The organism is Micromonospora qiuiae, assembly GCF_016863555.1.
Classification (GTDB): Bacteria; Actinomycetota; Actinomycetes; order Mycobacteriales; family Micromonosporaceae; genus Micromonospora; species Micromonospora qiuiae.
Map to the genome: position 1 here is coordinate 114852 of NZ_BOPC01000011.1, position 14377 is coordinate 129228.

The 14377-nt window shown below is 71.8% G+C and carries 9 protein-coding genes and 1 pseudogene; 2 read left to right on the forward strand and 8 right to left on the reverse strand.

The features are described from left to right. Positions 1-44 precede the first annotated feature (44 nt). From Vqi01_RS04125 to Vqi01_RS04155, 7 genes and pseudogenes are all read right to left on the reverse strand, one after another. On the reverse strand, positions 45-977 hold the full coding sequence (locus tag Vqi01_RS04125; protein ID WP_204033100.1) for an ABC transporter ATP-binding protein: 933 nt from the start codon (positions 975-977) through the stop codon (positions 45-47). A gap of 136 nt (positions 978-1113) precedes the next feature. Next, the gene (locus Vqi01_RS04130; RefSeq protein ID WP_204033101.1) at positions 1114-1644 is read right to left on the reverse strand and encodes a hypothetical protein; all 531 of its coding nucleotides are present in this window, start codon (positions 1642-1644) and stop codon (positions 1114-1116) included. Positions 1645-1648: 4 nt separating this feature from the next. Then, a pseudogene (dnaG, locus tag Vqi01_RS04135) lies at positions 1649-3531 on the reverse strand (DNA primase). 216 nt (positions 3532-3747) lie between these two features. After that, positions 3748-5388 carry a BCCT family transporter gene (locus Vqi01_RS04140; RefSeq protein WP_204033125.1) on the reverse strand — a complete coding sequence of 547 codons (1641 nt, stop codon included), beginning with the start codon at positions 5386-5388 and terminating at the stop codon, positions 3748-3750. A 238-nt stretch (positions 5389-5626) separates the two neighbouring features. Next, positions 5627-6463, reverse strand: coding sequence for a siderophore-interacting protein (locus tag Vqi01_RS04145; RefSeq protein ID WP_204033103.1), 837 nt, complete (start codon positions 6461-6463; stop codon positions 5627-5629). Between the two features lie 53 nt (positions 6464-6516). After that, positions 6517-7740, reverse strand: a complete 1224-nt coding sequence (locus Vqi01_RS04150) for a deoxyguanosinetriphosphate triphosphohydrolase (protein WP_204033104.1) — start codon at positions 7738-7740, stop codon at positions 6517-6519. Continuing rightward, complete coding sequence (locus tag Vqi01_RS04155; protein ID WP_204033105.1) at positions 7737-8090, reverse strand: VOC family protein; 354 nt, start codon at positions 8088-8090, stop codon at positions 7737-7739. The genes Vqi01_RS04150 and Vqi01_RS04155 overlap by 4 nt, the downstream gene beginning before the upstream one ends. 295 nt (positions 8091-8385) lie before the next feature. On the opposite strand from Vqi01_RS04155, the gene Vqi01_RS04160 reads away from it, so the two are divergent. Further along, complete coding sequence (locus Vqi01_RS04160; protein WP_204033108.1) at positions 8386-8886, forward strand: roadblock/LC7 domain-containing protein; 501 nt, start codon at positions 8386-8388, stop codon at positions 8884-8886. Positions 8887-8981: 95 nt separating this feature from the next. Here the strand turns inward: Vqi01_RS04160 and ppdK are convergent, their stop codons facing one another. Then, on the reverse strand, positions 8982-11702 hold the full coding sequence (ppdK, locus tag Vqi01_RS04165; protein WP_239098164.1) for a pyruvate, phosphate dikinase: 2721 nt from the start codon (positions 11700-11702) through the stop codon (positions 8982-8984). A 236-nt stretch (positions 11703-11938) separates the two neighbouring features. Here ppdK and Vqi01_RS04170 point away from each other — a divergent pair, with 236 nt between their 5' ends. Next, entirely contained in the window at positions 11939-13699 is a 1761-nt protein-coding gene (locus tag Vqi01_RS04170; protein ID WP_204033110.1) for a beta-N-acetylhexosaminidase, read from the forward strand. Positions 13700-14377: the final 678 nt, after the last annotated feature.

The following is a 14377-nucleotide window of genomic DNA, read 5'->3' on the forward strand; positions in this document are numbered from 1 at the left end:
CCTTCGGCGGGCCGTTTTCGGGCCGGCGGAGCCCGGCGCCTTGCTCAGTCCACCAGCGTGCGGCCGGTGAGGTGGAGGAAGACGTCCTCCAGGCTGCTGCGTCGGACCAGCACGTTGACCGGCTCCAGGCCGAGTGCGGCGACCTTGGCCACCGCCGCGTCCCCGTCCGGCACGTAGACCAGGATCCGGTCGGGAAGCACCTCGACGCGCTCGCCCACGCCGTCGAGCTTGCCGGCGAACGCCTCCTGCGACTCGGCGGCGAACCGCAGCTCGACCACCTCGCGGGTGGAGTGCCGCTCGATGAGCGCGCGCGGTGACCCCTCGGCGACGATCCGCCCGCCGTCCATCACGACCAGCCGGTCGCAAAGCTGCTCGGCCTCGTCCATGTAGTGCGTGGTGAGCACCAGCGTGACGCCCTGCTGCTTGAGCCGGAACAATCGTTCCCACACCAGGTGCCGGGCCTGCGGGTCGAGGCCCGTCGTCGGCTCGTCGAGCAGGACGATGTCCGGCTCGTTGACCAGCGCGCGGGCGATGGTGAGCCGACGCTTCATGCCACCGGAGAGCGGCTCGACCTTGCTGTCCGCCCGCTCGCTGAGCTGCACGAAGTCGAGCAACTCGGTGGCTCGGGCCCGGGCCACCCGGCGTGGGATGCCGAAGTAGCGAGCGTACGTCGTCAGGTTTTCCCGGACGGTCAGCTCCGGGTCGAGGTTGTCGAGCTGAGGGCAGACGCCGAGGCGGGCCCGGACGGCGGGGCCGTCCCGCACCGGGTCCATGCCGAGAATGCGCAGCTCCCCGGAGCTGGGCGGCGAGATGCAGCCGACCATCCGCATGGTGGACGACTTGCCGGCGCCGTTGGGCCCGAGGAAGCCGAACGCCTCACCGGCGTGCACCTGCACGTCGATGCCGTCGACGGCGGTGAAGTCGCCGAACCGCTTCACCAGCCTCCGGGCCTGGATGAGTGGTGGTGCCATGGTCACTCCCCGACCCTAGACACCCGGTCCGACACTCCAAACCGAGTTTCCCGCCGGCCGCCCGACCGATCGACCGATCGACCGCCCGACCGCCCGTTCGCCCGCACCGGCTCAGCGGCCGGTGCGGTCGGCCATCGGAGCGTCACTCATCCGGTGGCGACGTCGCGGTCCGCGCCGCCGCGACGAGCCGGTCGGTCTCCGCGACAACCTCCGGATCGTCGATCGGGGTCCCCGGGTCGTAGCGAACCATCCACGTCAGACCGTCCACGCCGGGCACCCGCCGCCCGACGATCCGGCCGGCGCCGCCGGGCAGGGCGTGGTGCTGGGTGTACGCCACGGACTTGGTGACCCGGGCCCTTACCTGGTGCGGCAGCTCGCCCGGATCCAGCAGCAGGTAGCGCTCCGCCGGGCAGTCGGCGACCACCAGGTAACGATCGCGCTCGGCGACCCGCTCACCCGGGGTGACGGTCAGCTCCCGGCCCGACCAGACGGCCTTGACGATGTCGTGCCAGCCGATCCGGTGGCCGCGCCCGGGCAGCCAGAGCCCGAGGTTGGTGGCGACCAGCACCCCGTCGCCCTCGCCGACAGCCGCCCAGGCCAGCACCCGTTCGTCGCGCTGAAGCGGCGGCCGGTCGGCCGGCGGTAGCTTCGGCCGGCGGCGGAAAAGTCCCATCTGCCTACAACCCTCCTGCTGCCTGCTCGCGCAGGGCCCGAGCGTGCTGCTCCAGCGACAGCAACTCGCCGAAGGCGGCGAAGTACCCGTCCTTGTCGCTGACCGGGTTGATCCGCTGGATCCGCGACTTCAGCTCGCGGATCCGGGCGGTCACCGACCCCCACTGAAGGCGGGCCATGGTGACCGAGACGTAGCGTGGGTCGGGCTCGCCGTCGATCCGCAGCGGCTCCACCGCCAGCTCGCCGACCAGGGCCTGCGCCGCGAGGTCGGCGCAGGCGTCGCGGACCGACTCGATCCACACCGCGCCGCCGGTGGCCGCCGCGGCCCCGCCGGCCGCCGCGATCGCCGCCCGGACGGCCACGTGCACCGGGTGCCGGTAGTCGGTCGCCTCGACCGCGTCGAACATCGGCCCGGCCAGCACCGGTTCCTGGAGGGCCAGCTTGAGCGCCTCCCGCTCGACCATCGACTGCGGGCTGTCCACCGTCGGCTCGGTCCGGTCGGGCCGCGTCGGCCCGACCACCGATCGTCCCGAGGCAGCGGCCAGCACTGCCCGCTGCACCGGCTCGATCTCCATGCCGAGATCACCGGCGAGCTTACGGACGTACTCCGGGCGTTTCTCCTGGTCCTTGAGCTTGGCGACCAGCGGCGCGGCACGCCGCATCGCCTCGACCCGGCCGTCGACAGTGTCCAGGTCGAAGCGGCTGATCACGTGCCGCAGCGCGAAGTCGACCAGCGGTTCGCGGCGCGCGACCAGATCGCGGACGGCCAGGTCGCCCTTTGCCAGACGCAGCTCGCACGGGTCCATGCTGTCGGGGCTGACCGCGATGAAGGTACGCCCGACGAAGCGCTGGTCGTCCTCGAAGGCGCGCAGCGCGGCCTTCTGCCCGGCGGCGTCCCCGTCGAAGGTAAAGATGATCTCGCCCGCGACCGCGTCGGTGTCCAGCAGCAGCCGGCGCAGTACGCCGATGTGGTCGGCGCCGAACGCGGTGCCGCAGGTCGCCACGGCGGTCGGTACGCCGGCCAGGTGGCACGCCATCACGTCGGTGTAGCCCTCGACGACCACCACCCGGCCCTGCTTGGCGATCTCCCGCTTGGCCTGATCGATGCCGTAGAGCACGTGCGACTTCTTGTAGATCGGCGTTTCGGGGGTGTTGAGGTACTTCGGGCCGTCGTCGTCATCGAAGAGCTTGCGGGCACCGAAGCCGATCACGTCGCCGGTCAGGTCGCGGATCGGCCAGAGCAGCCGGCGCCGGAACCGGTCGATCAGGCTGCCCGAGCGGGCCGGCCGGGACAGCCCGGCGGTGACCAGTTCGTCATGGCTGAATCCGCGCTGACGCAGGTGCCGGGTGAGCGGATCCCACCCCTCGGGGGCGAATCCGCAGCCGTACCGCTCGGCGGCGGCCCGGTCGAAGCCCCGCTCGGCCAGGAACTCCCGAGCGGTACGCGCGCCGGCCGTGCTCAACTGGGCGGTGTAGAACTCCACGGCGGCGGCGTGCGCGGCGACCAGCCGCTGCCGCTGCCCCTGCTGGGGGCGGGTGCGGCCGGTGGCGCGGTCGTCCTCGACGTACCGCAACTGCAACCCGGCCCGGTCGGCGAGCCGTTCCACCGCCTCCACGAAGCTCAGATGCTCGGCGTCCATCAGGAACTTGATGGCGTCGCCGCCGGCACCGCAGCCGAAGCAGTACCAGACGTTGCGGGCGGGCGAGACGTTGAACGACGGGCTCTTCTCGTCGTGGAAGGGGCAGAGCCCCTTGAGGTTGCCGGCACCGGCCGACTTGAGCGTCACCGTGTCGGAGATGATCTCGGCGATGGAGGTGCGCTCCCGGACCAACGCGATGTCCTCGTCCCGGATCCGCCCCGCCATACCGTCACCCCCTCCGCGTACATCCTGCCTTCCCGCTGACGCGGGTAAGGAGGGGCCCCCTGCTAACGCCTGCGGTAGAGGAAGGGCCCCTTATTAACAGCTCGGTGGCGCTACGTGTGCGGCGGATGTGAACGGGGGCGACGACGGTTGATCAGTCCAGGGACAGGCACTCGATGCAGCTCACCGGCCTCGCGTACCTCCGAAATCGCCTCGACGGGCGACGGCGCGGGCCGATCCGATCAGCGCGGGCGGCGGCGTAGGTAGCGCCGGACCGGGGGCGGGTCCTCCTCGCGGTACGACCGGGCGGCGCGTACCGCTTCGGCCAGACCGTGCCGGCGGGTGCGCGTCGGCGCCGCCAGCAGCGGATCCTTGGCCATGTCCTTGACCAGTCCGGCGGCCAGACCGAGCATCACCACCACGAACGGCAACGCGATCATGATGGTGGCCTGTTGGAGGGCGTCGAGTCCGCCGGCGAGCAGCAGCACCGCGGCGACGGCACCGATCAGGATGCCCCAGGAGACCACCAGCATCCGGTGCGGTCGCAGCGCGCCCCGGGAGGCCAGCGAGCCGAGCACCAGCGACGCGGAATCGGCGCTCGTGACGAAGTAGAGGGCGACGAGCACCATGGCAACCACGCTGGTCAGCGCCGCCAGCGGCAACGCTTCGAGCAGCCCGAACAGCGCCTGCTCGCTGCCGACCGCGGCGTCCGACACCAGGTCACGAAGCCCGGTCGCCTGCACCCGCAGGGCGCTGCCACCCATGATGGCGAACCACACGGTGCTGGCGCCGCTGGGCACCAGCAGCACGCCGATCAGGAACTGCCGGACGGTACGACCACGGGAGATCCGCGCGATGAAGGTGCCGACGAACGGCGCCCAGGAGATCCACCACGCCCAGTAGAAAATCGTCCAGTGGCCAAGCCAGGTGGGCTCGGAGAAGGCGCCGGTCCGGGTGGACATGAAGACCAGGTTGCTGAGGTAGTCGCCGATCGACGCGGGCAGCACCTCGAGCGTGTAGATGGTCGGGCCGACCACGAAAACGAAGATCATCAGCACCACGGCCAGCACCACGTTGGTGGTCGAGAGCCACTTGATGCCGCGGTGCAGACCGGAGAAGGCGGAGATCACGAAGGCCAGGGTGAGTGCCCCGATCACCACCAGTTCCACCACCGTGCTGTCCGGTACGCCAGCGACCAGGTCCAGCCCGGCAGCGACCTGGAGGGCGCCGAGGCCGAGGCTGGTGGCCGTGCCGAAGACGGTGGCGAAGATGGCCATCAGGTCGATCACCCGGCCGGCGGCGCCGTCGGCGTGGTCGCCCAGCAACGGCCGGAACGCCGCGGAGAGGCGGTTCTGCCGGCCGCGCCGGAACGTGGAGTACGCCAGCGCCACCGCCACCACCGCGTAGATCGCCCACGGGTGAAGGGTCCAGTGGAACAGGGTGTACTGCATCGCCGCCGAGGCGGCCGCGCCGGTTTGCGGCGCGACACCGGTCGCCGGTGGCGGCGTGGCATAGTGCTGGATGGGTTCGGCGACGGCGAAGAAGACCAGACCGATGCCCATGCCGGCGCTGAACATCATGGCGATCCAGGCCAGCGTGGTGAACTCGGGTTCGTCGTCGTCGCGGCCGAGCCGGATCCGGCCGAACCGGGACAACGCCAGCACCACCGCCAGCACCAGGAAGGCGTTGACCGCCACCACGAAGAACCAGCCGAAGGTGCCGATCACCCAGGCCAGGCCGGACGCGCCGACGCCGGCCAAGGAGTCACGCGCGAGCACCCCCCAGAGCACCACAGCGAGCACCCCGCCGACGCCCAGCCCGAGCACCACCGGGTCGGATCTGTCGCTCGCGCCAGCGCTCCCCTCGTCGACCTGCTCGCCCATGGTCACCCCTTGCCATCCTCCTTTCCCGACCCCACCCCCATCCCCTGTTCCAACAATTCCCCCACCCCACCCCGCCCCGCCCCCGCCCCGGCCCCGGCCCCGGCCCCGGCCCCGCGATCTTGCACTTTTGGTCGCCATTACGCGGCTTATATCCGAAATATGGCGACCAAAAGTGCAAGATCGGCGCGCGAGGGGTGGCGTGATGGGCGTGGAGTGCCGCGCGGGGTGCGCGCGGGGGTCAGGGGCGGGGGGTGGGGTGCTCGTCGGCTTCTACCTGGCGCTTCCAGTCGGGCTTGCTGGCCCGCCACCCCTCGTCGTCCAGGCCCAGCCGCCAGTAGCCGGAGATGGAAAGCCACTCGCGCGACACGCCCCGGTCGACTCGCAGCAGCCGGCGCAACTGGCGGACGAAGCCCGCCTCGCCGTGCACGAAGGCATGCACGGTGCCGGGTGGGAAGTCGAGCCCGCTTACGGCCGCCACCAGCGCCTCGCCCACCGGGCGCGCGCCGCGGTGCAGCCAGGTCAGGCGTACTGCGCCGGGGCTGGGCAGCGGCTGCTCGTCGGCCGGCCCCTCGACCTCGACGAAGACGTGCGCGGGCGCGTCGACCGGCAACCGGGCCAGGGCCGCGGCGATCGCCGGCAACGCGCTCTCGTCGCCGACCAGCAGGTGCCAGTCGGCCTCCGGGCTCGGCGCGTACGCCCCGCCGGGCCCGGTGAAGAGGACCTCGTCGCCGGGTCGCAACCCGGCGGCCCACGGCCCGGCCAGCCCCTTCTCGCCGTGGTGCACCACGTCGACGGTCATCTCGCCGGCCGACGCGTCCCAGGCCCGCACGGTGTACGCGCGCAGCCGCGGCCAGTGCTCGCGGGGCAGGTCGCGGCGGATCGCGGCGAGATCAAGTGGGTGCGGGTAGTCGACTCCGGCCACCGGAAATAGGATCTTGATGTAGTGGTCGGTGAACTCGCCGACCGGCAGGCCGGCCAACTCCTCCCCACCGAGCACCAGCCGGACCACATGCGGCGTGGGCCGCTCGGTGCGCAGCACGCGGGCGGAGGTAACAGTCTTCGGGCGCTCCGTCATCTGGCCAGGCTAGCCTCGCCCGACCAGGCGGGCATGCCAGGCCATCGCGCACCTCACCCGACCAGGCGGGCATGCCAGGCGATCGCGGACGGATCGGTCAGCGAGGCCACCTGGTCGACCACCACCCGCAGCCGGGCCGCGTCGTCCGGGGCTGCGCGCCACAGCGGGGCGAAGGCCGGGTCGAGACCCTCCGGTGCCCGCTCGGCCAGCACCCTGACCAGGTCGGTGACGATTTCCCGCTGGCGTTCGTAGTGTCCCTGCGCGTCGGCGCGGCGCATCACGTACCGCAGGGCGATGCCCTTGAGCAGCGCGCACCGGGCCCGCAGCGGCCGGGGCACGACGAGGTCGGCGGCGTAGCGCCGATGCGGCCCGGGGCCGAACCGGGCCGTGGTGGCGGTGATGGCGGTCGACACGAAACGCCCGGTCAGTACGCTGGTGGTGGCCTTGAGCGCGGCCTGGGCTCGGTGGCTGCCGTCGTAGTGGGCCAGCGGGGCGAGCACCGGATCGGCGAGCAGGTCCACCAGGACCTCGCCGAGGTAATCGGGCGACTCGATGGAGTAGACGGCGGCGACGTCGGCGCAGAGGGCGGCCCGCTCGTCGGCGTCGGCGACCAGCGGCTCCAGCGTCAGGTACCCGCCGTGGATGGCGTCCTCCACGTCGTGCACCGAGTACGCCACGTCATCGGCCCAGTCCATCACCTGCGCCTCGAGGCAGCACCGGTCGCCGGCCGGTGCGCCCTGCCGTAGCCAGGCGAAAACGGGCAGGTCGTCGGCGTACACCCCGAACTTGCGCCGGCCCGGCCGGCGGGGCCACGGGTACTTGGCGACCGCGTCCAGCGCGGCTCGGGTGAGGTTCAGCCCGACGGACCCGCCGTCCGGGCCGTACACCTTGGCCTCGAGGCGGGTCAGTACGCGCAGCGTCTGCGCGTTGCCCTCGAACCCCCCGCAGGTGGCCGCGACCGCGTCCAACGCGGCCTCGCCGTTGTGCCCGAACGGCGGATGCCCGAGGTCGTGCGCCAGCCCAGCGGTGTCCACCACGTCGGGGTCACAGCCCAGCCGCGTACCCATCTCCCGAGCGATCTGGGCCACCTCCAGCGAGTGGGTCAGCCGGGTACGCAGGAAGTCGTCGGTGCCCGCCATGTGCACCTGGGTCTTCGCGGCCAGCCGGCGGAACGCCGCCGAGTGCAGCACCCGGGCCCGGTCCCGTTGGTACGGCGACCGGCCGTGGCTGGCGTCCTTGACCGGCTCGACCACCCGCCGGGCCGCGTCAGTGGTCAATCCCCACGCTGCCGCAGCACACAGAACTCGTTGCCCTCCGGGTCGGCGAGCACCGTCCAGTCGTCACCGTCCTGGCCCACGTCGACGTGCCGGGCGCCCATGTCGACCAGCCGCTCCACCTCGGCCTCCCGGTCGGCCGGGCGCAGGTCGAGGTGCAGTCGGTTCTTGCCCTCCTTGGTGCCGTTCACCGGCACGAAGACGATGCCGGGCAGCCGGTCCGGGGACTGGCGGATCTCAACCTCGTCCGGCCGCTCGGTGATCACCTGGTAACCGAGCGCCTCGGCCCACCAGCGAGCCAACCGACCGGGATCCCGAGCATCGACCGTCAGGCTCTGCCAGACGCTGGTCATGCCGGCACCGCCGTCCGGGAAACGGCGGGAGTCCGCTTCGACAGCTCGGTACGCGCTCTCATCCGGCCACTCCTTCGTGAAGACGGTCCTCGGGCGAGATCAGGCTACGCCCGGCGGCACCGGACGGCTCGTCGACGACCTGCGCCCGGCGGCGCCGCATCCACCGATCAGACGAGAGTTGTCGACCGATCGCCGACGGTCACGGGATCGCGGGAATTGTCGCTGACGGGTAACGTCACCATCGCGCAACGTCACCTGTTGAGGCGGAGACACGACCGGTGGGAGAGATACGCTCGTGAACGCGGAAACGATGATCGGCACCGAGTTGCAAGGGCTGCGCCGGCGCCGCCCCGAGGTCGCCGGCACGCTCCTCGCCGGCACGGACGGCTTGCTGATCTCCACCGACCTGCCCGCCACAGACGCCACCCATCTGGCCGCTCTGGCGGCCGCCAGCTTCGGCCTCGGCCACCGGATGGCGGCCACCGTCTGGCAGGGCGAGTTCCACGAATCGGTGGTGCACACCACGGCCGGCTGCGTGGTCACCTACCCGGCCGGCCAGGACGCCCTGCTGACACTGGTCGCCGCCCCGGGTGCCGACCTGGCGGCGCTGCGCGTGGAGGCGCGGGCCGTGGCCGACCGCGCCGGCCCGATGCTCGCCGCCCGGCGGCACCCCGCGCCGGCGCTTCGCCCGCCGGACCCGCACGCCCCGCTGGCCGTGCGCACCCCGATGGCCACCCTGCCGGGCCAACGCCCACCCCGGGACCCGCACATCACCTGGCGCCGGCCACCGATCTGAGCCTGACCACCGGCCACCCAACTGAGCCTGACCACCGGCCACCGATCTGGGTCTCCCTCCCGCCCGGTACGGAGGCCGAGCGGGAGGGTCCTCGTTCAGCGACTGTCCGAGCCGGCCGTCACCACCGCGGCCCGCCCCGCCTCGAGCCGGGCCACCGGCACCCGGAACGGCGAGCACGAGACATAGTCCAGCCCGACCGAGTGGAAGAAGTGCACCGACTCCGGGTCGCCGCCGTGCTCGCCGCAGACGCCGAGACTGAGCCCGGGGCGGGCGGCCCGGCCCTCCTCCGCCGCGATGCGCACCAGCCGGCCGATCCCGTCGGCGTCGATCGACTCGAACGGTGAGATGCCGAAAATGCCCAGCTCCAGGTAGCGCCAGAAAAAGGCACCCTCCACGTCGTCCCGGGAGAAGCCCCAGCCCATCTGGGTCAGGTCGTTGGTGCCGAAGGAGAAGAACTCCGCCGCCTCGGCGATCTGTCCGGCGGTCAGCGCCGCCCGGGGCACCTCGATCATCGTGCCGATCAGCACCTCGACGTCGCTGCCGCCGGCCACCTCGGCGATGATCTTCTCGGCCTCGGCGCGTACCGTCTCCAACTCCTGGACCGCGCCGACCAGCGGGACCATGATCTCCGGGCGGGAGTGCATCCCCTGCCGGGCGCACTCCACCGCGGCCTCGGTGATTGCCCGGACCTGCATCGCGAACAGGCCGGGGATGACCAGGCCGAGGCGTACGCCACGCAGCCCCAGCATGGGGTTCTCCTCGTGCATCCGACGCACCGCGGCGAGCAGCGCCTCCTCCCTGGCCACATCCTCGCCACGCTCCTGGGCGACCGCGACATCGACCGCGAGCTGCTCCAATGGCGGCAGGAACTCGTGCAGCGGCGGGTCGATCAGCCGCACGGTGACCGGTTGCCCGTCCATCTCCCGGAAGATCTCCACGAAGTCCGCGCGCTGCAACGGCAACAGCGCCGCCAGCGCGTTGTTCCGCCCGGTCGCGTCGCGGGCCAGGATCAGCCGCTCGACCAGCTCCCGCCGGTCGCCGAGGAACATGTGCTCGGTCCGGCAGAGCCCGATCCCCTCGGCACCGAAGCGCCGGGCCCGCGCGGCGTCCGCGGCGGTGTCGGCGTTGGTGCGCACCGCCAGCCGCCGCCGGGCGTCGGCATGCGTCATGATCCGGTGTACGGCCCGCACCAGCGGGTCGTCGATCGTCTCGGGATCGATCTCGCCCTCGAAGTAGCGCACCACCTCCGACGGCATGACCGGTACCTCGCCGAGGTAGACCTTGCCGGTGGTGCCGTCGATGGAGACGACGTCGCCCTCCTTCACGGTCTGCCCGGCGACGGTGAACCTGCGCTGCGGCACGGTGATGTCCAGCTCGTCGGCACCGGAAACACAGGTCTTGCCCATCCCGCGGGCCACCACCGCGGCGTGACTGGTCTTGCCGCCCCGGGAGGTTAGGATGCCCCGGGCGGCGATCATGCCGTTCAGGTCGTCCGGGTTGGTCTCCCGGCGAACCAGGATGACGTTTTCGCCCTGGCCGGCCAACTCGACTGCGCGCGCCGAGGTGAACACCACCTTGCCGACCGCCGCCCCCGGTGACGCGCCGACGCCGGTGGCGACCGGCTGGAAGTCGTGGTCGAGCTGGAAGCGCGGGAACATCAGCTGCGCCAGCTGGCCGCCGTTGACCCGGTGCAGCGCCTCGTCGAGGTCGATCAGGCCCTCGTCGATCAGCTGGCCGGCGATGACGAACGCTGCGGCGGCGGTGCGCTTGCCGACCCGGGTCTGCAGCATCCACAACTTGCCGCGTTCGATGGTGAACTCGATGTCGCACAGGTCCCGGTAGTGCCGCTCCAGCCGGGCCATGTAGTCGAGCAGCTCGTCGTAGGAGGGCTTGTCGATCCGCTCCAGCTCCTGTAGCGGCACCGTGTTGCGGATCCCGGCAACCACGTCCTCGCCCTGCGCGTTGGCCAGGTAGTCGCCGTAGATGCCCTGGGCGCCGCTGGCCGGGTCGCGGGTGAAGGCGACCCCGGTGCCGGAGTCCGGGCCGAGGTTGCCGAAGACCATCGCCACCACGTTCACGGCGGTACCGAGGTCGGACGGGATCCGTTCCTGCCGGCGGTAGACCACCGCCCGCTCGGCGTTCCACGACTCGAAGACCGCGCGGATGGCCAGGTCGAGCTGCTCGCGCGGGTCCTGCGGGAACTCCCGCCCGGTGTGCTTGCTGAAGATCTTCTTGTACGCGTCGACCAGCACGCGCAGGTCGTCCGCGTCCAGATCGAGGTCGCTGCTGGTGCCCTTGATGCGCTTGGCCTCGTCGAGGGCACGCTCGAACTCCTCGCCCGGCACCTCGCAGACGGTCTTGCCGAACATCTGGATCAGCCGCCGGTACGAGTCCCAGGCGAACCGGTCCGCCCCGCCGGGGGTGGCCGAATCAGCGCTGCCGCCGGCCTGTCGTGCGAGTCCTTTCACGCTGCGATCGTTGAGGCCGACGTTCAGGACGGTCTCCATCATGCCGGGCATGGAGAACTTCGCCCCCGAGCGCACGGAGACCAGCAGCGGGTCGGCCGCGTCACCCAGGCGCCGGCCCATGGCCTGCTCCAGCGCCGTCAGGTGCGCGGCGACCTGGTCGGCCAGCCCGGCCGGTTCCTCGCCGGTGGCCAGGTACGCCTTGCACGCCTCGGTGGTGATGGTGAAGCCGGGCGGAACCGGCAGGCCGAGGTTGGTCATCTCGGCCAGGTTGGCCCCCTTGCCGCCGAGGAGATCCTTGAGATCCTTGTTGCCCTCGGCGAAGTCGTAGACGTACTTGTGTGCTGCCACCAAAGCCTCCCACGCGCCCGGAATTACACTTAACGAAGGTTCAGTTTCTTGATTCCCCGGAGCCCTCCGGCAATCCGGCATGCGATGCAGATCGGTGGGCGAAGGTTAAGCGAATCTCGATCGCCGCGGGACCATTCGGTGACGATGGGCACAGACATCGCCACCATCCGCGTTCGTAACCTTTCCTGGGAACGATTCCACGCGCACCACCGCGCAATAGGCCTCTCGTACCCTTGATGACACGCAGCGTCACCGCCGCGCCTTTGCCATTACCGCCGCGAATACACCCCCTCGGAGCCACCGTCGTGTCCTCGCCGTCCAGCACCGCCCCGGAGCCGCCTCCCCCGCCCAGCCCGCCCGACATCGCCCTGGCGGCGCGTACCCCCGCAGATCTGGCCGCGACGGCGGAGCGGGACGCGGCGACGCGCCTCGCCCCGCCGGCGCCGGTCCGGCTGGGCGACGTGGTGCCCGCCCCCGAGCGGGTCACCCCGGACCCGGCCGCCGACCACCTGCTGCGGGCCGACGCGGTCATCCGGGTCAGCGCCGACCCGGCCGCGCTGGCCGTCGGCGAGCAGCTCGCCGCGTTGCTGCGCCCGGCCACCGGCTACCCGCTGCCGGTCACCGACACCACCACGCCGTCGGCGACCGGCGGCATCGCTCTCAACCTGGCCGGCGGCACCGATCTCGGTTCCGAGGGCTACCGGCTCGACATCGCCGCCGACGGGGTACGCATCCTCGCCGGCACCGCCGCCGGCCTCCACCACGGAGTGCAGACGCTGCGACAGCTCTTCCCGCCCGCGATCGAGAGCCCGAGCCCGGTCGCCGCGCACTGGATGCTGCCCGGCGGATCGATCGTCGACCGACCGCGCTATCCGTACCGGGGCGCGATGCTCGACGTGGCCCGGCACTTCTTCGGCGTGCCCGACGTGTTGCGGGTCATCGACCACCTGGCCCGCTACAAACTCAACCACCTGCACCTGCACCTCACCGACGACCAGGGCTGGCGGATCGCGATCGACTCCTGGCCGAGGCTGGCCACCGTCGGTGGTGCCGGTGCGGTCGGCGGCGCCCCCGGCGGGCACTACACCCGGGCCGACTACCGACGGATCGTGGCGTACGCGGCGGCCCGGCACATCACCGTGGTGCCGGAGGTCGACCTGCCCGGCCACACCAACGCCGCGCTGGTCGCGTACCCGGAGCTGGCACCCGACCGGGTCGCACCGCCGCCGTACACCGGCACCGAGGTCGGGTTCAGCTACGTCGACCCGACCAACGATCGGACGTACGACTTCGTCGCCGACGTGCTGGGCGAACTGGCCGCACTCACCCCCGGTCCGTGGCTGCACATCGGCGGCGACGAGGCGTTCAAGGTGCCCGCCGAGGCGTACGCCCGCTTCGTCGAGCGGGTGCAGCGGATCGTCGCCGGGTTGGGCCGGAGCGTGATCGGCTGGCACCAGATCGCCCCGGCCGCCCACACCGACGGGCGCCTCCTGCAGTGGTGGGGCACCAACGGCGACGACCCGGTCACCGCCGAGGCGGTACGCCGGGGCGCCAAGCTGATCCTTTCCCCCGCAAACCACGCTTACCTGGACATGAAGTATGCCCCGGATACTCTGATCGGGCACGACTGGGCCGGCCTGATCGACGTGCATCGGGCGTACGGCTGGGATCCCGCCACCCACCTGGCCGGCGTGCCGGCCGACGCGGTGTTCGGCGTCGAGGCGCCGCTGTGGACCGAATCGGTGACCAGCCGTGCCGAGATCGAGTTCATGCTGCTGCCCCGGCTCCCGGCCATCGCCGAGCTGGGCTGGTCCGCCCCAGTCACGCACGACTGGGACGGGTTCCGCGAGCGCCTGGCCGGACACGGCGTTCGGTGGACGGCGGCGGGGATCACCTTCCACCGCTCCCCCGAGGTGCCCTGGCCGACGCAGCCGAGCATCCCGACACCCCGACGGGGGCCGCAAAAGCCGACCACGACCGGATCCCACCAGGAGTGACCGTCGACAGATTGCCTGCCTCCGGCGGGCCGAAACGGACATCGAGGATATTCCGGCCTAGTTGAGCATCGTCAGCAGGGGCCCACATCCCGACCCTGTCGAGCTGATAGCGCAAACGGCTCGCTGCCGGCCCGCCGGGAGGCCCTCGCCCGCGTCGACGGTTGAGCTGTGACCGCACAAACGGCTCAGCTCGACGGGACGCGGCCAAAGCTTCCCCGGCCCGCCGTGGCCATGCGTGGCGAGCCCCCGGACCGGGCGGGCGGGGGAGCAGACCCGACGGGAGGTCCCCCTTGACGGGCGTTGTCCGGAGTGAGGCGGGATCTACGCACACCCCAGATGTCCGGTATCAGCCGATCTGGGCCGTGGTCCAGGTCACCGCCGGCATGGAATCATGTCCGGCCGCGGGTCGTTGTACATGGCTGGCTGACCGCAGGCGCTCCCCCGCGCCGCGGCACCCCCCGGAACCCCGGCGCCCCCGGAACCCCGGCGCCCCCGGAACCCCGGAACCCCGGAACCCCCGGAACCCCGGGACCCCGGACCCCGGGACCCCTGGAATGTGGGCCCGGTCCGGATCGTTACACCCCCCGGACGCCCGAGCATCCCCCTCGCCGGGCGTTTCTTCATCCCCCCGCAGCACCGCGAGCCCCGGTACGGGTTGATCCGTGCTGCGTACCCCCG

Bases quoted from the DNA above. Each gene is read 5' to 3' on its own strand.
- Vqi01_RS04130 (WP_204033101.1), bottom strand. From the start codon at position 1,644: ATGGGACTTTTCCGCCGCCGGCCGAAGCTACCGCCGGCCGACCGGCCG.
- Vqi01_RS04140 (WP_204033125.1), bottom strand. From the start codon at position 5,388: ATGGGCGAGCAGGTCGACGAGGGGAGCGCTGGCGCGAGCGACAGATCC.
- Vqi01_RS04145 (WP_204033103.1), bottom strand. From the start codon at position 6,463: ATGACGGAGCGCCCGAAGACTGTTACCTCCGCCCGCGTGCTGCGCACC.
- Vqi01_RS04155 (WP_204033105.1), bottom strand. From the start codon at position 8,090: ATGACCAGCGTCTGGCAGAGCCTGACGGTCGATGCTCGGGATCCCGGT.
- Vqi01_RS04170 (WP_204033110.1), top strand. From the start codon at position 11,939: ATGACACGCAGCGTCACCGCCGCGCCTTTGCCATTACCGCCGCGAATA.